The sequence below is a fragment of the Flavobacterium psychroterrae genome (assembly GCF_018380615.1).
Classification (GTDB): Bacteria; Bacteroidota; Bacteroidia; order Flavobacteriales; family Flavobacteriaceae; genus Flavobacterium; species Flavobacterium psychroterrae.
This window is the reverse complement of record NZ_JAGYVZ010000005.1, coordinates 123,962-150,679: the sequence shown is the minus strand read 5'-3', so window position 1 is coordinate 150,679 and position 26,718 is coordinate 123,962. Positions and strand designations below refer to the sequence as shown.

General features: G+C 32.5%; 28 protein-coding genes. 10 read left to right on the top strand and 18 right to left on the bottom strand.

The window, feature by feature from the left end:
• Positions 1–31 precede the first annotated feature (31 nt).
• The 10 genes from rlmF to trmD all read right to left on the bottom strand — a co-directional run bounded on the left by rlmF (position 32) and on the right by trmD (position 11,009).
• Positions 32–988 (bottom strand): 23S rRNA (adenine(1618)-N(6))-methyltransferase RlmF, encoded by a 957-nt coding sequence (gene rlmF / locus KHA90_RS07580; protein ID WP_213297103.1) that lies wholly within the window; start codon positions 986–988, stop codon positions 32–34.
• 261 nt (positions 989–1,249) lie between these two features.
• Positions 1,250–1,912 (bottom strand): thiamine diphosphokinase, encoded by a 663-nt coding sequence (locus KHA90_RS07575; protein WP_213297101.1) that lies wholly within the window; start codon positions 1,910–1,912, stop codon positions 1,250–1,252.
• A 145-nt stretch (positions 1,913–2,057) separates the two neighbouring features.
• The gene (locus KHA90_RS07570) at positions 2,058–2,519 is read right to left on the bottom strand and encodes a RidA family protein (protein ID WP_213297099.1); all 462 of its coding nucleotides are present in this window, start codon (positions 2,517–2,519) and stop codon (positions 2,058–2,060) included.
• A 233-nt stretch (positions 2,520–2,752) separates the two neighbouring features.
• Complete coding sequence (locus KHA90_RS07565) at positions 2,753–3,193, bottom strand: DinB family protein (protein ID WP_213297097.1); 441 nt, start codon at positions 3,191–3,193, stop codon at positions 2,753–2,755.
• 113 nt (positions 3,194–3,306) lie between these two features.
• Positions 3,307–3,789, bottom strand: a complete 483-nt coding sequence (locus KHA90_RS07560; protein ID WP_213297094.1) for a GyrI-like domain-containing protein — start codon at positions 3,787–3,789, stop codon at positions 3,307–3,309.
• 5 nt (positions 3,790–3,794) lie between these two features.
• Entirely contained in the window at positions 3,795–4,616 is an 822-nt protein-coding gene (locus KHA90_RS07555) for a DUF4249 domain-containing protein (protein WP_213297091.1), read from the bottom strand.
• A 37-nt stretch (positions 4,617–4,653) separates the two neighbouring features.
• Positions 4,654–7,035 carry a TonB-dependent receptor gene (locus KHA90_RS07550; RefSeq protein ID WP_213297088.1) on the bottom strand — a complete coding sequence of 794 codons (2,382 nt, stop codon included), beginning with the start codon at positions 7,033–7,035 and terminating at the stop codon, positions 4,654–4,656.
• 181 nt (positions 7,036–7,216) lie between these two features.
• Positions 7,217–9,439 carry an NADP-dependent isocitrate dehydrogenase gene (locus KHA90_RS07545; RefSeq protein ID WP_213297086.1) on the bottom strand — a complete coding sequence of 741 codons (2,223 nt, stop codon included), beginning with the start codon at positions 9,437–9,439 and terminating at the stop codon, positions 7,217–7,219.
• 284 nt (positions 9,440–9,723) lie between these two features.
• Complete coding sequence (gene rplS, locus KHA90_RS07540; RefSeq protein WP_213297084.1) at positions 9,724–10,074, bottom strand: 50S ribosomal protein L19; 351 nt, start codon at positions 10,072–10,074, stop codon at positions 9,724–9,726.
• Between the two features lie 251 nt (positions 10,075–10,325).
• On the bottom strand, positions 10,326–11,009 hold the full coding sequence (gene trmD / locus KHA90_RS07535; protein WP_213297082.1) for a tRNA (guanosine(37)-N1)-methyltransferase TrmD: 684 nt from the start codon (positions 11,007–11,009) through the stop codon (positions 10,326–10,328).
• Between the two features lie 289 nt (positions 11,010–11,298).
• Here trmD and KHA90_RS07530 point away from each other — a divergent pair, with 289 nt between their 5' ends.
• From KHA90_RS07530 to KHA90_RS07495, 8 genes are all read left to right on the top strand, one after another.
• The gene (locus KHA90_RS07530; protein WP_244860267.1) at positions 11,299–11,637 is read left to right on the top strand and encodes a hypothetical protein; all 339 of its coding nucleotides are present in this window, start codon (positions 11,299–11,301) and stop codon (positions 11,635–11,637) included.
• A 200-nt stretch (positions 11,638–11,837) separates the two neighbouring features.
• Complete coding sequence (locus KHA90_RS07525) at positions 11,838–12,746, top strand: archaemetzincin (RefSeq protein WP_213297080.1); 909 nt, start codon at positions 11,838–11,840, stop codon at positions 12,744–12,746.
• 2 nt (positions 12,747–12,748) lie between these two features.
• Positions 12,749–13,246: an NADPH-dependent FMN reductase gene (locus KHA90_RS07520; RefSeq protein ID WP_213297078.1), complete on the top strand. Its 498-nt coding sequence runs from the start codon at positions 12,749–12,751 to the stop codon at positions 13,244–13,246.
• Positions 13,247–13,329: 83 nt separating this feature from the next.
• Positions 13,330–14,202, top strand: a complete 873-nt coding sequence (locus KHA90_RS07515) for a sugar phosphate isomerase/epimerase family protein (RefSeq protein ID WP_213297076.1) — start codon at positions 13,330–13,332, stop codon at positions 14,200–14,202.
• Between the two features lie 54 nt (positions 14,203–14,256).
• Positions 14,257–14,607 carry a cupin domain-containing protein gene (locus KHA90_RS07510; protein ID WP_213297074.1) on the top strand — a complete coding sequence of 117 codons (351 nt, stop codon included), beginning with the start codon at positions 14,257–14,259 and terminating at the stop codon, positions 14,605–14,607.
• A 142-nt stretch (positions 14,608–14,749) separates the two neighbouring features.
• Complete coding sequence (locus tag KHA90_RS07505; RefSeq protein ID WP_244860266.1) at positions 14,750–15,886, top strand: MFS transporter; 1,137 nt, start codon at positions 14,750–14,752, stop codon at positions 15,884–15,886.
• A gap of 60 nt (positions 15,887–15,946) precedes the next feature.
• Complete coding sequence (locus KHA90_RS07500; protein WP_213297068.1) at positions 15,947–16,879, top strand: peptidylprolyl isomerase; 933 nt, start codon at positions 15,947–15,949, stop codon at positions 16,877–16,879.
• 97 nt (positions 16,880–16,976) lie between these two features.
• The gene (locus KHA90_RS07495; protein ID WP_213297065.1) at positions 16,977–17,294 is read left to right on the top strand and encodes a c-type cytochrome; all 318 of its coding nucleotides are present in this window, start codon (positions 16,977–16,979) and stop codon (positions 17,292–17,294) included.
• 109 nt (positions 17,295–17,403) lie between these two features.
• On the opposite strand, the gene KHA90_RS07490 is transcribed toward KHA90_RS07495, so the two are convergent.
• The 3 genes from KHA90_RS07490 to KHA90_RS07480 all read right to left on the bottom strand — a co-directional run bounded on the left by KHA90_RS07490 (position 17,404) and on the right by KHA90_RS07480 (position 19,802).
• Entirely contained in the window at positions 17,404–17,796 is a 393-nt protein-coding gene (locus KHA90_RS07490; protein ID WP_213297063.1) for a GreA/GreB family elongation factor, read from the bottom strand.
• Positions 17,797–18,220: 424 nt separating this feature from the next.
• Positions 18,221–18,775, bottom strand: a complete 555-nt coding sequence (locus tag KHA90_RS07485; protein ID WP_213297061.1) for a thioredoxin family protein — start codon at positions 18,773–18,775, stop codon at positions 18,221–18,223.
• Positions 18,776–18,908: 133 nt separating this feature from the next.
• Positions 18,909–19,802 (bottom strand): alpha/beta fold hydrolase, encoded by an 894-nt coding sequence (locus tag KHA90_RS07480; protein ID WP_213297059.1) that lies wholly within the window; start codon positions 19,800–19,802, stop codon positions 18,909–18,911.
• 134 nt (positions 19,803–19,936) lie between these two features.
• On the opposite strand from KHA90_RS07480, the gene KHA90_RS07475 reads away from it, so the two are divergent.
• Positions 19,937–20,272 (top strand): tRNA-binding protein, encoded by a 336-nt coding sequence (locus KHA90_RS07475; RefSeq protein WP_213297057.1) that lies wholly within the window; start codon positions 19,937–19,939, stop codon positions 20,270–20,272.
• Here KHA90_RS07475 and KHA90_RS07470 read toward each other — a convergent pair.
• From KHA90_RS07470 to KHA90_RS07450, 5 genes are all read right to left on the bottom strand, one after another.
• On the bottom strand, positions 20,269–20,925 hold the full coding sequence (locus KHA90_RS07470) for a YIP1 family protein (RefSeq protein ID WP_213297055.1): 657 nt from the start codon (positions 20,923–20,925) through the stop codon (positions 20,269–20,271). The two genes, KHA90_RS07475 and KHA90_RS07470, sit on opposite strands and share 4 nt — an antisense overlap.
• Positions 20,918–21,478, bottom strand: coding sequence for an RBBP9/YdeN family alpha/beta hydrolase (locus KHA90_RS07465; RefSeq protein WP_213297052.1), 561 nt, complete (start codon positions 21,476–21,478; stop codon positions 20,918–20,920). The genes KHA90_RS07470 and KHA90_RS07465 overlap by 8 nt, the downstream gene beginning before the upstream one ends.
• Positions 21,479–21,496: 18 nt before the next feature.
• Entirely contained in the window at positions 21,497–22,321 is an 825-nt protein-coding gene (locus KHA90_RS07460; protein WP_213297049.1) for an alpha/beta hydrolase, read from the bottom strand.
• A 345-nt stretch (positions 22,322–22,666) separates the two neighbouring features.
• Positions 22,667–23,035 (bottom strand): PUR family DNA/RNA-binding protein, encoded by a 369-nt coding sequence (locus KHA90_RS07455; protein ID WP_029268690.1) that lies wholly within the window; start codon positions 23,033–23,035, stop codon positions 22,667–22,669.
• Positions 23,036–23,104: 69 nt separating this feature from the next.
• Positions 23,105–24,883 (bottom strand): ABC transporter ATP-binding protein, encoded by a 1,779-nt coding sequence (locus KHA90_RS07450; RefSeq protein ID WP_213297045.1) that lies wholly within the window; start codon positions 24,881–24,883, stop codon positions 23,105–23,107.
• Between the two features lie 205 nt (positions 24,884–25,088).
• Between KHA90_RS07450 and KHA90_RS07445 the strand changes: the two genes are divergently transcribed.
• Positions 25,089–26,198: a Glu/Leu/Phe/Val family dehydrogenase gene (locus KHA90_RS07445; RefSeq protein WP_317197381.1), complete on the top strand. Its 1,110-nt coding sequence runs from the start codon at positions 25,089–25,091 to the stop codon at positions 26,196–26,198.
• The last annotated feature ends 520 nt before the right edge of the window (positions 26,199–26,718 follow it).

Here is a 26,718-nt window from a genome sequence, read left to right as displayed (position 1 = left end):
GAAGTTACAAAACAATAAATAAAAACAAGATTTATGATTCTAAAAACTTCCACGCTTTTTGCTGACTATCACTTAAAAATGTCCAGGCAACAATTCGGCTTGTTTTTTGACCTTGAGCCATATCGATTGTTTTTACAACAGATGCATTTACTTTATTTAGTGTTTTGTAAATGCTTGAAAGATTTTCTCGTTTTGAAACCAAAGTGGTGAACCACAAACATTGCATGGCAAATTTTGAGCTTTCATAAATCATTTGGGTTACAAAACCAATTTCCCCGCCGTCGCACCATAGTTCGGCATTATGACCTCCGAAATTCAGGACTGGATTTGTTTTTTTTCTTTCCTTCGTTAAATTAGAAACTTTACGAACTGTACTTTGATTCGCATCTTCGGCAGAAGAATGAAATGGGGGATTACAAATGGTGAACGTAAAACGATCTTCGGGCGTAATAATATTTTTAAAGATAAAACGAGATTCGGTTTGTTGCTGTAAACTTATTGCGTCTATTAATTTTGGGTTTGCCTCGATGATTTTGCTGCAATTTTCTATTGCATTTTCGTCGATATCCGTTCCCACAAAACTCCAATCATAAATGGCATTTCCTAAAATAGGATAAATGCAGTTAGCGCCTGTACCAATATCTAAACCTAATACTGAAGACCCTTGAGGAATAACTCCGTTGTTGGTCTCGCCAAGTAAATCGGCTAAATAATGAATATAATCTGTTCTTCCGGGAATTGGCGGACAAAGATAATTTTTAGGAATATCCCAGTTTTGTATGTCGTAATAAGTTTGTAGTAATGCTTTGTTAAGCGCTTTTACTGCTAACGGATTGCTGAAATCAATCGTTTCAATTCCGTGAATATTTATGGCAACGTAGCCTTTTAATTCGGGACAATTTGCGATCAGAAGTTCAAAATCATAACGGGAACGATGAAGATTTCGAGGATGTAAATTGTTTTTTTCGGAATTGTCTGTTTCTTTCATTTTGTAAATTTCCGTGCAAAGATAGTCATTCTTTTTGCGGTAAATGAAAATTATGAAAACGATTGACCTTTGTGGAAACCCCAATATTAAAATTCCAAATTACAAATGCATATTAAGACAATCGAAATATAAATTTTTGGTTTGCTTTAGATATAAAAATGATGTTTCTATGTGTTAATTTTTTCTCGCAGATTTTAAAAAGATTTAAGCTGATGCGCGCAATCTGCGTAATCTGCAAAATCTGCGAGAAACAAATTTTTTTTAATCCATGCATTCCATCAGCAATAAATCGCCGTTTGTATGGGTAATACTGACTAAGCCATTTTGCGCCACAGAATTGCTGCTGCCGGTTCTGTAACCAATTGTCAAAGTATCGTCTTTTAGCGGATATTGTAAATTGGTAGAATTAATTCCGTTAACAACGCCAATGGGAATCAAGGAAATAGGCGTTTTTGCCGTGTACCATTTCTCAAATTTATTTGGTAATAAAAAGATTTTAGAATGATCGTCCAGAATTACGATTTTAAGCAAATTACGATATCGAACGATATTGGTTAGGTTTGTAATGGTGTGATCTGCGCGTTTTCCGGTTGCCCAAACTACGTTTACAGCGGGAATTTTGCGGGCGATTAAATAATCAAAAGCTTTCTCTAAATCGGTTTTATCCTGATCTGGTGTGTGTACAATTTCGATAGGATATTGCGAGGTTTTGTAGATTTCAGGATCAAAACCATTATCAAAATCACCTAAAAGTACATCGACTTTTATATCAAGTTTTATAACTCTTTCAATAGCAGAATCCAGCACGATAACGAGTGGCGACCATTCGAGCAATTGTCCTAATAATTCCGGATTGCATGCTGCTCCGTTTGCAATAATTAATGCTGGTTCCTGGTCGTCGCGTACGATATGGTGTGATGACATTTAGATTTTTGATTTGAAATGTGCTGTAAATGTACGAAAGGATAAGATTTTAGAGGTTAGATTTTAGATTTTAGATTTTTTTTTACCATTAAGATATTAAGTTTCATACAGCATAAAACTTAATTTTTCTTAATCTCTTAATGGTTTAAAAATTACTTGCTTTAAAAGCGACGGCGTCTACTTCAATTAACATTCCATCGAGAGCTAGTTTAGAAACTGGAATTAAGGTACTTGCAGGGAAAGGTTTGTTTTTCCATACTTTGCTAATTTCTTCATTCCATATTTTTAGTTTTTCAGATGAATGGTCAACGATGAGAATTGTTATTTTCATGACATTCTCTGGCTTTAGATTGTAACTGTCCAGAATTGTTACGATATTTTTTAAGACAACTTGTGTTTGTTCTCTAAAGTTGCTGCTCAAGGTATGTTCTTTTCCTAATCCGCCGCTTTGTCCGGAAATGTAAACTAGTTCGCCTGTTGTATTTACGGAGGATGCGTGACTAAAACCATAAGGAGTTGGATCAAATAAAGAAGCGGGATTTTTGAAGGTTTGTGCTTTTGCAGTAAATGCAGAAAGAGATAATAAAATAAGAAGTAAATGTTTCATGTTTAGAATTTTGAATTAATTATAGCAAAGGTTGCTTAATTCTAATTTTTAAACATTTACATATGTTGAGGGTTTTTTAATAGTTTTCAGTTACAGTATTCAGTTACAGTATTCAGTATTCAGTCGCAGTTATAGTTACAGTATTCAGTCGCAGTCATAGTTTGCGGTGCTGAGTTAACTTTTAACTGTAAACTGAGACTGTAAACCGAGACTGAATACTGAGACTAAAAATCTTAAAATAACCTGCGGTGATAATTGATTTGTCCTAAATGATAGGCTAAATGTGTGGAAAGGTGAACCAAAAAGAAACCTGTTGTCATTTCTTTTTCGAATACAATTTGTGGATAAATGGCTTCTAAATCTTTTTCGGTTAAAGTATCAAGGGTATTATTTACAACCAAAATTGTATTGTCAATTTTGCTTAATAATTCTGATCTTGGAATATCTTTTAAAGAAAATTCTAAAGGACGATTTCGTATATAATCTATTTTTCCTAATTCAGCTCCAATGTAAGTATTGATGTTTCCAATTAAATGGAGGCAAAGATTTCCTCCTGAATTGGATATGTTTTTATCAATTACCCAGATTTGGCTTTCATTTTGATACGATTCTATTTCGAGTTTTAGTTTATTTAAATCCCTGTTGAAAAGGGATTTTAGTGTTTCTATTAGCATAATGTTTTGTTTTTTTAGCGACAGATTTAAAAGATTAATTCAAATTGTTTTTTACATATTCATTATTATAATCAAAAGACATTTTTTTAATCACTGAAATTTGTGGCAAAAAATTAAGCTTTATTAGTTATCGGAATCCAGATTTCTTCTTCAGATTCAGGATCTTCTTTTTTGTATTTATCTCCCATTACTGCAAAATGAGGCCTTTCATCAACAGTATATTCTGAATTGGGCAGCCATTCTACAAAAATGGAATGATAGGTTTTATGAGCTTCACTTTGTGGACCTTTATGAACAAAAACGGCATATAATCCGGTTGGAATTATGAGAGTTTCCATTTCAGAAGGAATCTCTTCAAAATCAAAAACTTCGACTGCTGCCCATTTTTGAAAACTATTATTTGGATCAAAATTATTAAAATGACCTTCAGGGAATACTTCAAGGGAATATAGATTAGAATCTACTGGGTTCTTGATTTCTTTTCGTCTTGGCATGAAAGAGCTCCATAATTGAAATGTTTTGTTTTCGATAAATGACATTACAATGTGTTTACCAATTAATTTTTTCTCGGATAAAATTTCAATTCTGGCTACCATATTAATTATTGAATTTTGTGTTTTTTTATATCGATTTCACTAAGCGAAAAATAACCTAACGGATAATTTTCTTTGTTAGTGATATTCATGATGTTTCCTTTTACTGTTGCCGGCGGAGATTGAAAGGGTCCTCCGGAATTGTTTCCTGCAATACTCACTAAAATGCTCATATAATTGTAGTATTGTTTTGAAATTCCGTAATGTGTAATTTCAACTTCATCGCCAATTTTTAGATCGTCATCATCTGATGAACTGAAGTATTCATTTCCCTGAAAAAATTTATCTTCACTTACATAATACGTTGAGGTAATTTTATTCGAGTAGACATATTTATACAAATAAAAATTATCTACATCAGGCGGATCGTTATAAAAAGCACGAACTTCGATTTCATCGCCTGTAATTCCGCCTTCGTCATTTTGTTCTATGCGTGTGATTGGAGCTACAGGTTTCATCATTTCAGTGGCATTATAAGTAATTCCGTTACTAATTACGGTTAAAATGTAGGTTTCGTCAATTACAGGCTTGAAGTTAGTACAAACATACCTGCCGGTTTTTGGAATTTCAGTAAAATTAAAGTGCTCGTTTTGGCTGTTTTGTATAAAAACTGTTGCTCCTGAAACCGTTGGAATTACATTTTCAAAATAACCGGTAGTTGTGCTTAATTTTATAGTTTGCTGATTTCCTGTTGTTCCTTTTTGCCAGTTTATGGCGGCTTCAATTACTAATTTTGGAGGTGCGGTATCGAGATCAACATCAACAACTTCCTCACAACTTGTAACGAAAATCGATATGAAAAGTACGATTAATAAGGTTGCTTTTTTCATGATATATCTTTTGTTTCTTTTTACAGAAATTGGTTTTTTAAAATTTAAAATTATAACTAACAGCAGGAACAATTCCGAAAATAGATGTTTGTACCGCTTCATTTGCGCCCGTATCAACATTTTGACGAAAATTGATTGAAGCTGCGTTATGGCGATTGTATAAGTTATAAATGCTAAAAACCCATTCGCCTTTCCAGTTTCTGTCCTTATTTGTTCTGGGTGTTAAAGTTGCCGAAACATCTAAGTGATGATAAGCCGGCAAACGGTTTTCATTTCTTTGTCCGTAATTAGGAACCGTGATTCCTAAATATTCATATTGACCGTTAGGATACGTTACGGGCTGACCGGATTGCAAAGCAAAGTTAGCTCCAAAAGACCATTTTTCGTTTAAATTATAAGCTGATGTAACGGCTAAATTATGTGTTTTATCATAAGCAGAACTGTACCATTGTCCGTTGTTGATTCCTGTTTCGTCTGCATTTCTTCCTGGAGTTTGTTGTTGTGATTTTGATAAGGTGTACGAAATCCATCCGTTTAATTTGCCTTCATTTTTCTTGATCATAAATTCGACACCATAGGCGCGCATACGTCCGTTCAGGATAACTTGTTCAATTGCGTCATTTGCAATTAAATCAGCACCATCGATATAATCCAATCGGTTTTGAATTTTCTTGTAGTAAGTTTCCACTTCTACAGAATAAGCGCCATTATTGATGTTTCTAAAATAACCCAAAGCAACCTGATCTGCAATTTGTGGCTTGATATAATTGTCACTTGGCATCCAGACATCTAATGGAGTAGGTGATGAGGTGTTCGAAATCAATTGAAGATATTGCGCCATTCTATTATAACTTGCTTTAATTGACTGATCATCATTTAATTGATACGCAACTGAAAAGCGTGGTTCTAAATTGTTATAATTCTGAATCTCTTTATTTTTGCCGAAATATTTTGTTGATGTTGGTGTAGCTTTTTCATAAATCTGCATATCAGTATTGAAAGTAACAGGTTCGTTATTCTCATAATAATTAATTGTAGACGAGCCTAAGCGATAAAATAAACTGTAACGCAATCCGTAAGAAACCGTAATTTTTTTCGAAAGTTGATTTTCTGCTTCGATATAAACAGACGGTTCAAAAGCATATTTTTTATCTAGTTGATCCGGATTAATTCCAGATGTGTCGTTACTTGGCTTAATAGTTCCGGGATTAAATTCATAATAAATTCCGTTTACGCCATAATTTAATTTGAATTTATCTGAAATGTAGTTTTTGAAATCGTACTTGATATTGTAATTTTTGATTCCGGAATCCCACTTGAAACCTACAAAATCCAGATCAAGTCCGTAATAATAGTCACTATAAATCAAGGATAAATTGGCAAATAATTTATCAGAATATAAATGATTCCAGCGCAAATTTAAAGTGGAATTTCCGTAAGTATTCGTAAAACTTTTATTGAGACTAAAAACATCACGACCAAAATAACCTGATAAATACAAGCTGTTATTGTCGTTTAATTTATAACTTAATTTTGTGTTTAAATCATAAAAATAAGCTGTGTTATCTTTTTGGTCTTCTGATAGTTTTAAGAATAAATGTGCATAAGATGCTCTTCCGCCAATTAGGAATGAACCTTTATCTTTTACGATTGGACCTTCGGCAAGAATTCGGCTTGAAATTAATCCAATTCCCCCATTTACATGAAATTCTTTACTGTTTCCGTCCTTCTGATAAATATCTAATACAGAAGAGGCTCTTCCGCCATAGCGAGCTGGAATTCCGCCTTTGTATAATTTTAAATCTTTTATAGCATCAGGATTAAAAACAGAAAAAAATCCAAATACGTGAGAGGAATTAAATATCGTAGCTTCATCTAATAATATTAAATTTTGATCAGCTCCGCCACCGCGTACATTAAATCCTGAAGCTCCTTCGCCGGCATTTGTAACTCCCGGAAGTAATAAAATAGATTTTAAAACATCGACTTCGCCCATAACAACAGGCATTTTTTTTATGGTGGCAATAGAAAGTTTATTGGCACTCATTTCCGGAGATTTGATATTAATTTTTCCTCGGTTATCTTTAATTACAACTTCCTGTAGGTCTTCGCCGCTTTCGTTGATTCCGAAATTCGTTTTTGTATTTTGATTTAAATTAACTGTTTTCTGAATGGTTTGATACCCAACATAACTGATTTCAATTTCATGTTCGCCTTTAGGAACGGTAAGGGAATAAAAACCATATTCGTTAGTTGTAGTTCCAATTTTTAGAGAGGGAATGTAAATATTAACACCAATTAGAGTTTCATTGTTTTTAAAGTCAGTAATTGTCCCGCTTAAAGTAAATTTTTCCTGAGAAAAGGAAGTTAAAGCAGTTAAAAGGAGTATAAAAAGAAGGCCGATTTTTTTTGTAATCATTGTCTTGTATTTGAAGCACATAGTTAATAATTCTTACTAAATATTAATGTAGAACTATTGTTAAACATTAGTTAAGAATCTTATTTTTCTGTTACAAAAAAAAAAGACAACCGTTTAAAGTTGTCTTTTTAATATTGATAAAAATTATCTTAAAGAAACACAACTGTGCCTCTTTTATTGATTATTTTATTTGAGCAATAATAGAGTTAAATGTTTCGCTAGGACGCATTGCTTTACTCATTAACTCAGGAGTTGGCTGGTAATAACCACCAAGAGTTTGAGGTTTTCCTTGCGCACCAATTAATTCAGCATCGATTTTTGTTTCGTTAGCTTCAAGTTCAGCTGCAACTGGAGTGAAAATAGCTTTCAAATCTGCATCTTTATTTTGAGCGGCTAAAGCTTGTGCCCAATATAAAGCAAGGTAAAAATGAGATCCACGATTATCAATTTGACCTACTTTACGAGCTGGAGATTTATCATTAGCTAAGAATTTATCATTAGCTTCGTCTAAAGTTTCAGATAAAACAATTGCTTTAGAGTTGTTTAAAGTTTGTCCTAAATGCTCTAATGAAGCACCAAGAGCTAAAAACTCTCCTAATGAATCCCAACGTAAATATCCTTCTTCAGTAAATTGTTCAACGTGTTTTGGAGCAGAACCTCCGGCACCAGTTTCAAACAATCCGCCACCATTCATTAAAGGAACGATAGATAACATCTTAGCTGAAGTTCCTAATTCTAAAATTGGGAATAAATCAGTTAAATAATCACGTAAAACGTTTCCTGTTACAGAGATAGTGTCTAAACCTTTGATAATTCTGTCTAAAGTAAATTCAGTTGCAGCAATAGGGTTTAAGATACGAATATCTAAGTTTGTTGTATTGTGGTCTTTTAAATATTTTTGAACTTTTACGATCAATTCTCTGTCGTGCGCTCTGTTTTCGTCTAACCAGAAAACAGCAGGAGTATCAGATAAACGAGCTCTGTTTACAGCAAGTTTAACCCAATCCTGAATAGGAGCGTCTTTTGCCTGACACATTCTAAAAATGTCATTAGCTTCAACTTCCTGCTCCATTAAAACAGTTCCTTCATTATCAACTACACGAACAACTCCGTCAGCTTTTAATTGGAAAGTTTTATCGTGAGACCCGTATTCTTCAGCTTTTTGAGCCATTAAACCTACGTTAGGAACACTTCCCATTGTTTTAGGATCAAAAGCACCGTGTTTTTTACAAAAATCGATTGTTGCAGTATAAATACCAGAATATGCACGATCCGGAATAACAGCGATTGTATCTTGTTGTTTTCCTTCTTTATTGTACATCTGTCCTGAAGTACGAATCATTGCCGGCATAGAAGCATCAACAATAACATCAGATGGAACGTGTAAGTTTGTAATTCCTTTATCAGAATTTACCATTGCTAAAGCTGGACCGTTTTCGATTGCTTTAGTAATGTCAGCTTCAACTTCAGCTTGTTCAGGTCTTCCTGCAATTTTTGCGTAGATATCACCTAAACCGTTTCTTGTATCAATATTTAATTCAGCAAATAAAGTTGCGTATTTTGTAAAAAGATCAGCAAAATATACTTCAACGATAGCGCCAAAGATAATTGGATCTGAAACTTTCATCATTGTAGCTTTTAAATGCACAGAAAGTAAAACACCTTCTTTTTTAGCATCAGCAATTGCATCAGCAACAAAGCTTTTTAACGCTTTTAAATGCATTACAGAACTGTCAATTATTTCACCTGCTTTTAGAGGAGTACTTGCTTTTAAAACAGTTGTTGTACCATCTTTAGCAATAAATTCAATTTTTACATCGTTAGCTTCTGTAACTGTAAGTGATTTTTCACTTCCGTAGAAGTCACCGTTTGGCATTGAAGCAACTTTAGTTTTTGAGTCAGCAGACCATGCACCCATCGAGTGTGGATTTGCTTTTGCAAAATTCTTTACTGCGCGAGGAGCTCTACGATCTGAGTTTCCTTCACGTAATACCGGATTTACAGCAGAACCTAAAACTTTAGCATATTTAGCTTTAATTTCTTTTTCGGCATCGTTTTGAGGATCTTCCGGAAAATTAGGAATTTTGTAACCGTGAGATTGTAATTCAGCAATAGCAGCTTTTAATTGCGGTACAGATGCAGAAATGTTAGGTAATTTGATGATGTTAGCTTCAGGTTGTGTAGCTAATTGCCCTAATTCAAGTAAAGCATCACCAGTTTTTTGAGCATCAGTCAAAAGTTCAGTAAAATTTGATAAAATTCTACCTGCCAAAGAGATGTCTCTAGTTTCAATTGCAATACCGGCAGTAGCAGTAAATGCCTGCACAATTGGTAAAAAAGAATAAGTCGCTAATAATGGCGCCTCATCAGTTAAGGTGTAATAAATTTTTGAATTCTGTGTCATTTTTTTTTTTTTTTTTTTATAATCGTATCGCCAAAGAGTAGCGATGTAAAAGGTATAGTCGGCTCAGAATGAGCGGAGCAAATATAATAAAAACAGTCCGAAAACGGTATAGTTTTCCTGAGAAATACCGAAATTATCAGATTGTTATTTCGAAGTCATTTAATTGTCAAATTGGTGATTTAGATATTAAAAATTTACAGTTTTGACATTTTGAAAATTAAGCATAAAAAAAAACTCGTTTCAAATTACTTGAAACGAGTTTTTTATAACAAAGAGATAAATGATTATCTTCTTTTATCTTTAATCTTAGCTTTTTTACCAGTAAGTTCTCTGAAGTAGAAAATTCTAGCTCTACGAACAGCTCCTTTTTTGTTGATTTCAATTTTCTGTAAAGCTGGTAAGTTTACTGGGAAGATACGCTCAACTCCAATAGCTCCTGACATTTTACGGATAGTAAAAGTTTCTGTGTTAGCAGAACCTCTTCTTTGAATAACAACTCCTTTAAAAAACTGAGTTCTTGTTTTTTCACCCTCTTTAATTTCGTAGTAAACTGTGATAGTATCTCCAGCTCCGAAAACAGGGAAATCGTTTTTAGCAACTAATTCGTCTTTAACGAATTTCATTAAATCTGCCATGATATCTTATAATTATGGTTTTTGTATAGAATAACATTCACGGATCTCGCCAGAGGTTAGTCTAATTCGGGTGCAAATGTAGAAAATAATTATGAATTATAAATTGTAAATTATAAATTATTTTAAGTTGAGGCTCAGTCTCAGTTTTTCAGTCTCAGTTTTTCAGTCTCAGTTTTTCGTCGCAGTCACAGTTTTCAGTCTCAGTATTAACCGCAATCAAATTCACTGAAAACTGAGACTGAGACTGAAAACTAATCTTGTTCTTCCAATAAATCCGGACGTCTGTTCTTCGTATGTTCATACGCCATGTCTTCACGCCATTTGTCAATTTTAGCAAAATGACCACTTGTTAAAACTTCAGGAACTTTCCATCCTTTATAATCTGCGGGTCTTGTATATATAGGTCCTGAAAGTAAATTGTCCTGAAAGCTATCGGTCAAAGCCGAAGTTTCATCACTTAAAACACCGGGAATTAATCTAATTAAGGCATCAGATAAAACCAAAGCGCCTAATTCTCCTCCTGATAAAACGTAATCGCCAATCGAAATTTCCTTCGTAATAAAATGATCCCGAACACGTTGATCCACACCTTTATAATGTCCGCATAAAATGATAATATTTTCATACATCGACATTGTATTCGCCATTTTTTGGTTCAGGGTTTCTCCATCCGGCGACATATAAATGATTTCGTCATATTCACGTTCGCTTTTTAAATGCGTAATACATGCATCAATTGGCTGAACTGTCATTACCATTCCGGCGCCTCCGCCAAAAGGATAATCGTCGACACTTTTTTGCTTGTTTGTGGTATAATCGCGTAAATTATGAAAATGTACTTCGACCAAACCTTTGTCTATGGCACGTTTCATAATTGAAGCCTCAAACGGACTTCTTAGTAATTCAGGTAAAATAGTTACAATGTCAATTCGCATTTTTTTTCTTCAATAGTTCTAAGTGGCAAAGATACAAAGTTAATATTTGTGAATTTTTAATGATTTTAGAAATGAAATAGTTGAGAAAAAATTATAACATTATTAACCTAATATGTAGGATTTATTTCAATTGATAAGAAATAAATCCCAGACTTAACAATTTGTTAAACAATTCAAAAAGTAGGAATTATGTAATGTGGAATTGTTTTGATGTAAATTTATAAAAGGTACTTACGCTTAATATTACATTTCATTATTTACTTAAAAATAACTCATAAATTGATTTGTCATGATAAAGAATATTCTGTTGCTAGTTACTATTTTAGTTTTGAATGCTTGTTCTTCAACTAAAAATTCAAGCGAAAATAATAAATGGATTGGGCAGTCTAAAAATAATATTATTAAAGCGTGGGGAACCCCAATACGTACTTTAAGCAATTCTGATCAGGGTGAAATACTTATATATGGAGAACAAATATATGCAAATGCCGGTAATGAAGAAGGCTCAAGAATCGCAGGTCCAAATTATTGGAATTACACTTATGTATATGTAGATAAAGATGATAAAATTTATTCTTATAAAACAGAAAAACAACAGCATACACCTCAGGAACTTGCGGTGAAATAGGTTATTACAAATTAGTGATATAGTTTTTATAATCGTTTTATTATTTTTTAGGTTTCTTAATTATAAAGATGCAGTTTATAACTATTGTATTCATTATTATAAAATTTCTTCAAGTAAGAATTTCGAAAATATTTGATTAGAAAAAATCAAAACATAAAATAAGAATAGTTGTTTTTTTGAATATATTTAACAAAAAGTATATGAAAAAAATAGCTATTCTTATTTTTGTAATATTTTGTTCCTGCAGTAAGGAAAAAACAAAAGAAAAAATACAGCAAACTTCAAAAGAAATTCCAGAAGAAGGACCATATTTTAAACAAATTAAAAGTAATGATGTTAAGATAGCTACACCTGTTTATGGAGATTGGTTATTCTCTCATAAAGAAAAAGGACAAACTTTTGAGCAATATTATATGTCTAAACATATTGTTCCAACGAAAGAGGCAAATGTCATCTATATTCAACCTATTGGAAAATTTAATTCTTTACAAAAGGAACAAGTTCAACTCACCAATGAATACTTAGAAATTTATTTTCAATTAAAAACAAAAACTTTAGACCCTATTTCTAATGATGTGATTCCAAATTCTGCGAGAAGAATGAATTTTGGACATGAACAGTTATTGGCAGGTTATATTTTAGATGATGTTTTGAAAGATGAAAAACCTTTAAACAGTATAGCTTTAATGGGGCTTACAGAACTGGATTTATATCCTAAGCCAGAATGGAATTATGTTTTTGGTTTGGCATCTTATCACGATAAAATAGGTGTAAGCTCAATTTATAGGTTTCAGGATGAGAAATTAACTTCGGAAAACTTTAATCTATGTTTATCAAGATTATTAAAAACAAGTTCACATGAAATTGGACACATGTTTGGTTTACATCATTGTATTACTACAAATTGTGTGATGAATGGAACCAACAGTTTATCTGAAACAGATAAAAGCTCAATAAGATTATGTTCTGTTTGTCAAAGGAAATTGAATTCATGTATAAAATATGATAATAAAAAGAGGTTAATTGATTTAGAAAATTATTTTAAAAAGAATAATTTAAATGACGAATTTGATTCGATGAAAAAGGACATTGTATTGTTCGATAAATAGAGATGAAAAAAACAAAAATACTTGCCATCATTGGCAGTACCAGAAAAAATTCAAGTAATTACAAAATTTTAAAATTTATTTCTGAGAATATAAAGCCTGAATTTGAGGTTAATATTTTTGAAGATTTAGCTGATATTCCACATTTTAATCCTGATTTAGATACTGAGAATCCGCCAGAAAAGGTCGAATTCTTCAGAAATAAAATCACTGAGGCAGACGGAGTTATAATTTGTACGCCTGAATATGTTTTTGGTTTGCCCGGAAGTTTAAAAAATACTTTAGAATGGTGTGTTTCGACTACTATTTTCTCAGATAAAAAAACCGGTTTAATAACAGCTTCGGCTTCAGGAGAAATGGCGCACCAACAACTTTTATTAATAATGAAAACGATTGGAGCTAAATTCGACGAAAATAAGCAGCTTTTAATACAAGGCATTCGCGGAAAAATTAATGAAGAGGGAAAAGTTATAGATCAGGAAACGGAAATTGCTCTTCAGTAATTCATAGATAATTTCGAAAATCAATTTTAGCGTTTTAAGATTGAATTAAAAGTTTAGATTTACATTTCTATTTTAAAATAAAAATGGTCACAAGAAGAAACTTTATTATAAATGCAAGTCTTGCCACAACAGCCGTTTTGGCTTTGCCATCATTAGCGTTTACTATGGATAAAAAAGAAATTGGTTTACAATTGTACACTTTAAGGGACGAACTTCCGAAAAATGTAAAAGCTACTTTAGAAAAAGTTGCCGCCGCAGGATTTACAACTGTAGAAACTTATGGCTATTCAATCAAAGATCAGTTTTGGGGATTTTCACCAATAGAATTAAAAAGAATTTTAGATATAAACGGACTCAAAGCCGTTAGCGGACATTATAATTTAGGAGGTTTTTTAGCTGATGGAAATACCACAGAACTTAAAGCTGCAATAAAAGCTGCTAAAATTCTAAAAAGTGAATATTTGACGGTTCCGTGGGTCGATGAACCTTTTAGAAAAAACATAAATGATTATAAAGTACTAGCTAAACGTTTAAATGATGCTGCAAAAATATGTGCAGATTCAGGCTTAAAATTAGCGTATCATAATCATGATTTCGAATTTCAAAAACATGATGGTATTACGGGTTATGAAATTTTATTAAGCGAAACGGATAAGAATCTGGTTTACTTTGAACTGGATTTATATTGGACAATTCACTCAGGAAATGATCCTGTTACATTCTTTAATCAAAATCCGGGTCGATTTAAAATGTGGCATGTGAAGGATATGGATAAAATTAACTCCGCTTTAAATACCGAAGTAGGTTCAGGGACAATAGATTTTAAAACTATTTTTAATCAGGTAAAACAATCCGGAATGAAACATTTTTTTGTAGAACAAGAGAATAATTATAATACAAACCCTTTTGAGTCAATTAAAAGAAGTTGTGATTTTATTGTTAAAAATTTAGTTTAAAATAAAACCACTTAAAAGATTATTTTTGTAAAAATTGAATTTAAAATAACAGATATGCAAAGTTTTGGCACAAGCAAAGAATTTATAAAAGGAGACGAAGTAGAGTGGGAAGTTGTAGGCGAAGGAATTAAACGTAAAATCCTAGCTTATGATGATCGCGTAATGTTGGTCAATGTTCATTTTGAAGTAGGAGCAATTGGCGTTCTCCACGAACATTATCATACACAAGTTACCTACATTTCAAGTGGTAAATTTGATGTTACAATTAGTGGAGTTACCCAAACCTTAAAAGAAGGGGATAGTTTTTATATTCCGCCTCACGCAATTCATGGTGTATTATGTTTAGAAAGCGGACTTTTAACTGATGTTTTCAGTCCAATTCGAGAAGATTTTATGAAATCATAAGGTTGTAAAAATCAGTAGAATTATTATAGAAAAGACTTGATTTGCTCGTAGATTTGAAAAATTTATACATTTTTTAAAGTTTTCGTACGAATTAGAATAGTATTTTTGCAAAATGAATTTATCCAAAACGAATGTCTTATTTATGGCAGCTTGCACTGGACTTATAGTTGCAAATCTGTATTACTGCCAACCTTTAATTGTTTTAATTGCCAACGAATTTAAAATTCCTGAAGCCAGCGCGGGAACAATCACATATCTCACTCAGGCTGGTTATGCTATTGGGTTGTTTTTTATGGTTCCTCTGGGAGATAAAATTGAACGCAAAAAGCAAATTTTAATCACGACTTTTGCTTCTGTAATCGCATTAATTCTTGCGGCTACAGCTAAAAGCTTTTTTCTTTTACAAATTGCTTCTCTGTTAATCGGAATTACTTCAATCGTTCCGCAACTTATTTTGCCTTTGGCAGCGTCACTAAGTGCGCCGGAACAAAGAGGGAAAGTTGTTGGAACTATTATGAGCGGATTGCTTGTGGGAATTTTGCTTTCAAGAACTTTAAGCGGATTCATTGGTCAGGTTTTGGGTTGGAGATCAATGTTTTATATTGCTTCCGGAATTTGTTTACTCATCTTTTTTGTGATTCAGAATAAATTCCCGGTCAATAAACCTCAGTTTCAGGGAAGTTATGGTCAATTAATCAAATCTCTTTTTACACTTATAAAAACACAACCCGTTTTACGTGAAGCAACTATAATAAATGTATTTAGTTTTGCACAATTTGGAGCTTTTTGGGTCACTATGGTTTTGTTGCTTTCTGGAGAACCTTTTCATTATAGCAGTGCTACAATTGGTTTGTTTGGGATTGTAGGGGCTTCAGGAGCTTTAGCAGCGCCTTTGGTTGGGAAATTGGGCGATAAAGGAGGTTCAAGAGTAGCAGTGGGTTATGGCTGTTTATTGATCTTAATTAGTTTCATAATCTTTTATTTTTCAGTAGAAAGTGTAATCGGGATCGCAATAGGAATTGTATTCATTGACGTAGGAATTCAAGGCGTTCACATCTCTAATCAAACCAGAGTTTATTCATTGCTTCCGGAAGCCAGAAACAGATTAAATACTGTATTTATGTCCTTTAGCTTTTTAGGAACTGCTGCAGGATCTGCTTACGGATTATTATTATGGAAATTAGGAGGATGGCATGCCGTAACTATAGGTTGTGTTGGTTTGTCAGCATTGGCATTTATAGTTTACGGTCTTACTTATAAATCAAAGTCTAAAAAATAGAAAGAACAAATTGATAAAAAATTAATTTGTAAATTTGCAATTAAATTAAAAATAACAAAAATGGAAAACGGAATATACGCTAAATTCAACACTAGCAAAGGTTCGATATTAGTAAAACTAACACACGATCTAACACCAGGAACCGTAGGGAATTTTGTAGCTCTTGCAGAAGGAAATATGGAAAATAAAGTAAAACCTCAGGGACAAAAATTCTATGACGGATTAACGTTTCACAGAGTTATTCCTGATTTTATGATTCAGGGTGGATGCCCAAAAGGAACAGGAACTGGAGATCCTGGTTATAAATTTGATGATGAATTTCACCCAAGTTTAAAACACGATCGTCCGGGAGTTTTAGCAATGGCAAATTCAGGACCTGCTAGTAACGGTTCTCAATTTTACATCACTCACGTTCCAACTTCTTGGTTAGACGGAAAACATACAGTTTTTGGTCATGTTGTAGAAGGTCAGGATATCGTTGATGCTGTTGCGCAAGGTGATGCTCTTGAAAATGTAGAAATCATCAGAGTTGGTGAAGAAGCTGAAAAATTTAATGCCATCGAAGCTTTTGTAGGTTTAAAAGGTGCTCGTTTGAAAAGAGATGCTGCTTTAAAAGCAGAATCTGAAGCTAAAATGGAGCAATTAGCTGCTGGATTTGAAAAAACTGAAAGCGGTTTACGTTACAAAATGATTCAAAAAGGAGACGGTAAAAAAGCGGAATCTGGTAAAACAGTTGCAGTTCATTACGAAGGATCTTTAGAAAGCGGAAAAGTTTTTGATTCTTCTTATCCACGTAAAAAACCAATCGAATTTAGATTAGGTCAAGGTCAGGTTATCGAAGGATGGGACGAAGGTGTTGCTTTATTACAAGTAGGTGACAAAGCTCGTTTTGTAATTCCATCTGATTTAGCTTACGGATCTGCAGGTGCAGGAGGAGTTATTCCACCAAACGCAACTTTGATTTTCGATGTTGAATTAATGGAAGTAAAATAATAAAATAAGAAGCAATTTAGTATTGTTTTAAATTAGAATCCCATTCGTCACGGCGAATGGGATTTTTTTATATTTACTTTCAAAATAAAAGAAAACAATGAAATTAAAAATTATAACTCTCACTTTTGTAACATTGCTTTTAGCTTCATGTGGTACTCAGAAAACTGCTTCAACAACAACTGCAGAAACTACTTTGCAAGTAAAAGAAACAGTTAAAAATATAGCATTAACGCCTGAATTAGCAGAAGGCAAAAACTTGTATGAAAACAGTTGTGCAAGATGTCATAAATTATATGACGCAAAGAAATTTACTCAGGAAGAATGGAAACCAATTTTAGCAAGAATGCAGAAAAAAGCGAAGTTAGATGATACTCAAATGGCTTCAATATCAAATTATATAACTTCACAATTGTAGGAAGTTGATTTTGTAGATTCATAAAACTATTCAGTGATTATTGGATAGTTTTTTTTGTTTAAAACAGAACATAAAAAAACACCTTCACAAATGAGGTGTTTAAAAAGTATTAATTGCTTACAGAAATATTATTAACAGCAATTATTTTTAAAGTTTTTATTCCAGCCGGTAATTCCCAATCTACTTCGTCATTTTCTTTAAAACCAATGATAGCAACGCTTAATGGAGCAAGAATTGAAATTTTACTTTGTTTTACATCTGCAAATGAAGGTAATACGATTTGAATTTTCATTTGTTTTTTTGCTTTTACATCTTCAATTGTTACATATGAATTGATTCTTACAATCGAGTTGTCTAACTCGGTTTCTTTGCTAATTATGGCACGGTCTAATTCTTGTGAAAGCTGATTGGCTTCTTTAGCATTTGTTGAATTTTTACTTTTTAAGATCAATTCTCTTAAAAAATTATAATCTGTTTTACAGAAAGTGGGTGTTGGTTTCATATTATGTTTTATTTATTATTGTTATTAATTTATTTGAATGACAGTGTTTTATGTGATTTCTTTCAGACTGATAAATGCATAATTTCTATTCCAAATTGCAATTGCAAATCAGAATTTTAATAATATACATTTTGGAAATTTTTGATTGAAAAAACCAAAAAATTATCTGAGAGAGAAATTTACTCTTTCAAATAAAATAAATGATTAAATCGTGGTATAAATCCTCCGCCTGAAAGAAGAAATTGAAATAGACGGAGGCCTAATTGATAAAGGCCTTACTATGTGAAATAAATACAGCAGTAAGTAGCCTTCCCGAAAGAGAAAACAACAACATAAAAACTGTAAATAGATTTATAGTGCTCACAATGAGTGTAATTAATTTGATCAGCAAAGATAGGTAATCTTTTTTAAATAGCTAAGATCTTTATTTCCATTTAATATTACAGCCCAGACTTGGCTTTTGAGGTTCTTTTAAACTTCTGTTGTAAATGAGTGCATCTATAGCGCTGCGCAAATCAGTTCCGCTTAACGGAATTCCGTTTCCGGGTCTTGAATCGTCAAGCTGACCTCGATAAAACAATCGGTTTTGCTCGTCAAATAAATAGAAATCCGGAGTACAGGCAGCATCAAAAGCTTTGGCAACTTCCTGACTTTCATCAAATAAATAAGGGAAATCAATTTTATTTTGAAAAGCAAATTCCGTCATAAGCTCAGGAGAATCCTGCGGAAATTTTTCAACGTCATTACTTGAAATAGCCATAACACCCATTCCCTGAACACGATAATCATTGGCAATCATCACAATTTCGTTAATAATATGAAGTACAAACGGACAATGATTGCAAATAAAAATAACTAATGTTCCTTTTGATCCTTTCAAATCTTCAAAAGAGTATTCATTATTAGAATTAGTGTCTTTCAGTTTGAAATTTGGAGCAATTGTTCCAAGCGGAAGCATATTTGAAGGAGTTCGTGCCATTTTTACAGAGATAAGTTTCTCAAAAATAACGCTAAAAATCTGTAAAAGAAAGTGTACACTATTAAAAAAAATATCCGCTGAAATCTTTTACTTCTAAAAGATTCCAGCGGATATGTAAATGCAAATAATGAATTTACGAATTTAGAAAATTCAATAAATCGTTATTCAATTTATCTTTATCTGTGTAGAATAATCCGTGTGGTGCGCCTTCATAAATAATATAAGTGTTTTCGCGAATGGCTTGTGCAGCTTTTGCTGATGTTAGGTCGATAGGAACAATTTTATCATCGTCGCCATGAATAATTAAGGTTGGAACTTTTATAAAATCTAATTCCTCTCTAAAGTCAGTATATGAAAATGCTTCGGCACATTTTAAAGTCGCACGAGGCGAAGCAAATGAACATAATGTTCTGTAATATTCTAATAGTGGTGTACTTAAGGGTTTATTGATAATATTAATTCCAAAGAATGTCTTTCCAAAATTATCCACAAACCCTATTCTGTCTTCTTTGATAGCAGCTGCCGTTGCTTCGCTTTTTTCTTTGGGATGTCCGTCAGGATTATCATTAGTTTGTAATAAAAAAGGAACAACCGAAGAAATAAGAGCGGCTTTTGTAACGCCTTTTCCACCATAACGACTAAAGTAACGCACTACTTCACCGCCACCCATTGAAAATCCTACAAGAGTTGCGTTTTCTAATTGAAGCTGATCGATAATTTCTTTTAAATCATCAGTTAAAGTATCATAATCATATCCGTCATAAGGTTGTGATGATTTACCAAATCCACGACGATCATAAGCAATAACTCTATAATTATTTTCAACTAAAAAATCAATTTGATATTCCCACATTTCGTTAGAAAGAGGCCAGCCATGAATTAAGATTACAGGTTTTCCTTTTCCATAATCTCTCACATAAAGCTTTACATTTTTAGAGGTTTTAATATATTTATCTGTATTTTGTTCATGTAAATTGAAATCAAAATCTCTTAAAGTTTGATCGGGGTTAAGAATTGTATTCTCCATTTTATATCTTTTTTAGTGTTAGCATAAGTATTTTATATGTAAATTTAGATGGAGAACTAAAAAAAGCGGTTATAGAATTAGTTTTAATAATTACAAAATTTATAGGTTTGTAGAAGTATAAAAAAAATGAACAAATGGATTTAACCTGGAATGAATTTGAAAGAACCGATATGCGTGTCGGAACCATTATAGAAGTAAGTGATTTTCCTGAAGCAAGAAAACCGGCTTACCAACTCACAATTGATTTTGGAGCTGAAATTGGTATCAGGAAGTCATCTGCACAAATAACAAAACGATACAAAAAAGAAGATTTACTGAATCGCCAAATAGTTTCGGTTGTAAATTTTCCAAAAAAACAAATTGGGAAATTTATGAGTGAATGTTTAGTTCTTGGCGCAGTAGGCGAGGAGGGAGACGTTATTTTACTTGCTCCGGATTTTAAAATAGAAAATGGGTTGAGGATAGGTTAATTAAATAGTAAATCAACAACAATAAAAATAGTTAAAGCGATTAACATTATTAAAAAAGCTGGAAGTAATAAGTTTAGAATTGCTTTACCTGTTGAAATTTTTTGCGCAACAGAAGTACCAATAACAAGAAGTACAACTGTCCAAATGATTAAAACTAAATCGGCAAAGTAAAAAAACCAATAAATAATGGTATGAAATAATCCGTAATAAAGGTCAAAAAAGCTGGATTGAAAAATAGCATTTCCGTAAATCAAAATTTGAAGGGAAAGAAAAAATAAAGAAGTAATTACAGGTAAACTTGAATAAGCAATCACTCTTAAAATAGCTTGTGTATCTCCACTGCCTTTAAGTAATCTTCCCGTCCAGCTTATTGAAAAAGCATATGTGAAATTTATTAGCCATCCGAAAGTTATTCCAATCAATATGCCATAAGTGATAACGCCCCAAAGAGGTAGGTTATTACCCATATCCTTAGATATAGCTTTGTCAAAAGAGCTAACAATGCCTGAAAGTATTAAAAATAAAGTTACATGCTTATTATATTTATAATCGTTTATAAATATAAAGGCTTCTTTTGGAGATGTTACTATTTTTGTTAAAATGTTTTTAGGATTAACTATAGCTTCTTGTTGATAGTTGTTTTCCTCAATCATTTTTATTTGTTTTAATATTTTGAATTAAATGTTCTAAAATCAACTGCCCTTCTTCCCAATATTTTAAATCAGAATCAGAGTTAATGTGTCCTTTTTGACCTACGTTTACAAAATCACTTCCCCACATTTCAGCAAAATATTGTTTTCTTTCAAAAGTAGCATAAGGATCATTTTCGCTTGCGACAACTATTGACGGAAACGGTAATTTGTTTAGAGGCATTGGCGAAAAATTTCTGATACTTTCCGGAGTATGTTGAGGTGAATCTACATCGGCAGGAGCCACTAATAAAGCGCCTACAATATTTTTATTGCTATTTGATGCTGCCCAATGTTGTACTAATGAAACCGCAAGACTATGAGCGACTAAAATAGTTGGCGCGTCAAGTTTTTCAACTTCTTCATTCAAGCGCTCTATCCATTCTTCACGAACGGGTTCATCCCAATTGTCCTGAACTAAGCGGGTTGAGTTTTTGAATTTTTTATTCCAAAAGGTCTGCCAGTGTTTAACACCTGAATTTCCTAGTCCGGGTAATATTAATAAGTTGGTTTCCATTGCCGTGGATTTATTAGGTTATTTTTTATTTTCTTTTATAATGCGATTGACTTCGTTGACAAGCAACGGAAAACCAGGTTCTGTCATTCCGTGTCCGTATCCGTCTAATTCATAAAGTTTAGTTTGTTTATGTCCTACTAATTTCATCATTCTTGCCAGATAGGCGTTTTCTTCATAACGTCCCAGCATTTCTAATTCACGATCTCCGGTAATCAATAAAAGTGGTGGAGCATCGGCACGAACATAATATAACGGAGCAAAAGTATCAATAGTTGGAGTTGTATCAGGAATTCCGTTTTCTTTTCTTATTTCAAAATGAGTAATGCATTGTCCGCTAAACGGAATTAATCCTGCAATTTTATTAGCATCAATTCCTTCTTTCTTTAAATATTCTTTATTTAAACCGATCATTAAACCTAAATATCCTCCGGCAGAATGTCCTGAAACAATAATTAAGGATTTATCTCCACCATAATTTTCAATATTATTAAATGCCCATGCAACTGCAGCGGCCGCATCATCTATAGATTTTGCTGCTTTTTCTTTTGGAGATAATCTGTAATTAACACCAATAATAGCAAAACCTTTATTTTTTAAAGCTTCCGGAATTTCTTTGTTTCCGCCAGTTAATCCGCCTCCATGAAACCAAACTATTGTGGCAAAACCTTTGGTTTTTTTAGGGTAATAAATATCAAGAACACATCTTTCATTAATGTAACTATCAGACTTATTGGTTGCTGAATTGTAATATTGAATATTTGATTTGGTTTCGTATTCTATTTTTTGGGCAAAACAAAATATGGAAAGCAAGAAGAAACCCAGTAAAAAAAATATTTTTTTCATTTTTATATTTTTAAAAAATGATAATGATATATAAGTTTTTCAAAGCTCCGGAGGAGCATAATATTTATAGCTAATATATGTTTTTTTCTTAAAGCTCCAGCGGAGCGAAATCTGGTTTTTATTTGTGATTATCAATATCTCACCCCAATGGGGTTTTGCAAAATAATTTTACAAATCTATAAATATAGCGTTCCGATGGAACTTGTTTAAATTAATTAAAATTGGCTTGATTTCGGACAACTTAGAGAAATCTAAAGTCTTAAATCTAAATAATTAATTAATATATAAAAAAAGTCCAAAATGCAGGACATATTGGACTCGTACTTTTTAAAAAGTTATATTGGACTAAATATCGTCAAAATCAATATCAGTAAAGCTAGATCTTTGTCCTTCAGGTTTATCAGAACCGTATTCTTTCTTAAAATCTTTTTGGTGTCTTTCAGAAATTACTTCTTCGCCCTTGTGGTTCAGGACATATGAAGTCATTTCTTCCAGTATTTCGGCAAAAGCACTAAAATCTTCTTTGTACAAGTAAATTTTGTGTTTTTTAAAATGAAACGAACCATCTTCTTCAGTAAATTTTTTGCTTTCGGTAATAGTGATATAATAATCATCAGCTTTAGTAGCTCTCACATCAAAGAAATAAGTTCTTCTTCCTGCTCGTAATACTTTAGAAAAAATCTCTTCTTTTTCTAACATGTCATTTTCTCTCATAATACGTTCTATCATTTTTTGGAATTAATAGTACTCAAAAATCATAAAAAATTATCTATTACGCAACATTTAAAGTAATTCTTTTTCCGAAAGTTGTTTTAAATATAACGATGCATAATAACCCTCCTGATTTATTAATTGATTATGAGAGCCTTGTTGAATGATTCTGCCATCTTCTAAAATGATTATTTTATCGGCATTTTTAGCTGATGATACTCGATGACTGACTATTATTGTAGTTTTATCCTTGCAAATTTCAAATAAATTATTCAAGATTGTTTCTTCGGTTTCTGTGTCAACTGCCGATAAACAATCGTCAAAAAGTAAAATAGCCGGGTTTTTAATAATTGCACGCGCAATAGATACACGCTGTTTTTGTCCGCCGGATAATGTGATTCCTCTTTCGCCCAAAATAGTATCATATTGCTTATTAAAAGCAATAATATTATCATGAACAACTGCATTTTTAGCCGCTTCAATCACTTCTTCGTCTGTAGCGTTTTGATTACCAAATTTGATGTTATTTTTAATACTATCCGAGAATAAAAAAGCATCCTGGGGAACAATCCCAATGTTGTTTCTTAAATCGTTTAAATTTAAAGAACTTATTTCGTTTTGATCAATTGTGATTTGTCCGTTTGTGACATCATACAATCGGGAAATTAAGGATAAAATAGTCGATTTTCCTGAACCGGTTTTTCCTAAAATAGCTAATGTTTCTCCCTTTTTTACTGTAAAAGTCACATTTTTCAGAGCTTTAATATTAGTGTCTTCATACGTATAACTTACATTTTCGAAAGCAATTGAACCTTGAATATCTGATGAATTTTCGTTTTTGTTTTTAATTTCAGGTTCAATTTTCAAAAACTCATTCAAACGTTTTTGAGACGCTTCGGCTTCCTGAACCATTGATGAAACCCATCCTAATGAAGCAACTGGCCAGGTTAGCATGTTTACATATAAAATAAACTCAGCGATTGTACCAATGTTGGCAATCGTTCCATTGATATACATAAGTCCTCCAAAATAAATCACAATTAAGTTACTAATCCCGATTAACGCAATCATTAAAGGACCAAATAACGATTGGACTTTGGCTAAATCCAAGCTCTTTTTTTTGCTTTCATCGGCAAGAGCCACCATGTTATTCTGATGTTGATTTTCTAAAGAATACGCTTTTATAACGCGGATACCTGAAAATATCTCTTGTGAAAAACTTGAAACTTTCGATAAATATTGCTGGAAAGTGGTGCTTCGTTTATTGATTTCTGAACTTAATTTAAAAATGCAATAGGAAAGAATTGGCAATGGTAAAATCGTATATAAGGTCAATAATGGCGAAACATTATACATATATATGATAACGATGGCAAAACGAATAAATGTATTGATGGTGTACATTACCGCGGGACCAACATACATGCGAACTTTTGAAACGTCTTCACTAATACGGTTCATTAAATCTCCCGTACGGTTTTGTTTGTAGAAATTTTGAGAAAGGTTTTCATATTGCCTGAAAACTTCATTTTTTAAATCAAACTCTATATGTCTCGACATTACAATTAAAGTCTGACGCATTAAAAAGGTTAAAAAACCAGCGACAATTGTAGTGGCTATGATTAACAGTACGTTATGAATTAAACCTTCACGATAAACATCAATAATTGTTTGTGATGCCTGGTCTGATTTTGGGAGCTTATCAAACTTTTCAATAGCGTTCAAAGACTTGCTAATTAGCTTTGGAGTGAATAAAGAGAATATTTGTGAGATTATAGTGATTAAAATTCCTAATGAGAAACTATATTTATATTTGATGAAATATTTGTTTAAATAGCTTAATTCTTTCATTTTTTTAAGAGATTCAATGACGAAATGTTTTGATTTTGTAGATTATCGTGAATTAAAATTAACGTAAAGTATAATTTAATCAAAACAAAACGATTGTTATATTGTTATTTTAAAGATAAAAAATTAGCACATGTACATTTTTTATATAAATTTGAGAAGTCTTTTTGACAAATTCACAATTTATAACTAAATAAAAACTAGCGCTATGGATGCAACTTTCGCAACTGCAAAGGAACTTCAAAAAATGGATCCTGTTTTTGGTCAACTTTCATTTGATGATCACGAACAAATTGTTTTTTGCAATGACAAAGATACAGGTTTAAAAGCAATTATTGGTATTCATAATTCAGTTATGGGTCCAGCTTTAGGCGGAACAAGAATGTGGAATTACAATACCGAATGGGAAGCTCTAAACGATGTTTTGCGTCTTTCAAGAGGTATGACATATAAATCAGCTATTACCGGATTAAATATTGGTGGAGGTAAAGCGGTAATTATTGGTGATGCTAAAACGCAAAAAACACCTGAATTAATGCGCAAGTTTGGTGAGTTTGTTCACTCTTTAGGAGGTAGATATATTACTGCTGAAGATGTTGGAATGGAAACGAAAGACATGGACACTGTTAGAGATGTAACGCCTTATGTTACGGGTATCTCTGAAGAAAGAGGTGGTTCAGGAAATCCTTCGCCAATAACTGCTTACGGTGTTTATTTAGGAATGAAAGCTGCTGCTAAAAGTCAGTTTGGTACTGATGCTTTAGACGGTAAAAAAGTTTTGGTTCAGGGAATTGGTCACGTTGGTGAAGCTTTAGTGGAGTATTTAACTAAAGAAGGAGCAATCGTTACTATTGCTGATATCAATGAAGAAAAATTATACGAAGTAGCTCAAAAATATAACGCAACAATATTTGCAGGAGACGATTTATACGCTGCCGATGTTGATATTTATGCGCCGTGTGCAATGGGAGCAACAATTAATAATGACACAGTAAACAAAATTAAAGCGAAAGTTATTGCTGGTGCTGCCAACAATCAATTAGCTGATGAAAATGTTCACGGTGCAAGATTACAGGAAAGAGGTATTCTTTATGCTCCGGATTTCTTGATCAACGCTGGTGGAATAATCAATGTTTATGCTGAATTAGAGCATTATGGTAAGGCTGAAATCATGACAAAAACCGAAAATATCTATAATACTACTTTAGAAATTATCGATTATGCTGTGAAAAACGGAATGACGACACATAAAGCTGCTCTTACAATCGCTCAAAATCGTATCGATTTGAGAAGAATTGAAAATGCTGCTAAGAAATAATTATTAGTTTACAGTTTACGGTCCCAGTATTCAGTCTCAGTTTGCAATGTAAACAGGGACTGAATACTGGGACTTTTTTTATTCGGTTTCCAAATCACTGAGTACTGCGACCGAAAACTGAGACTTAATTGAGTAATACTGAAACTGAGACTGAATACTGGGACTTTTTTTATTCGGTTTCCAAATCACTTCGTACTGCGACCGAAAACTGAGACTTAATTGAGTAATACTGAAACTGAGACTGAATACTGGGACTTTTTTTATTCGGTTTCCAAATCACTTCGTACTGCGACCGAAAACTGAGACTTAATTGAGTAATAGTACTGCGACCGAAAACTGAGACTTAATTGAGTAATACTGAAACTGAGACTGAATACTGGGACTTTTTTTATTCGGTTTCCAAATCACTTCGTACTGCGACCGAAAACTGAGACTTAATTGAGTAATACTGAAAACTGAGACTGAATACTGTGACTTTTTTACGAATTAATTTTAATATCAGGATTGAAATTCCTAATTT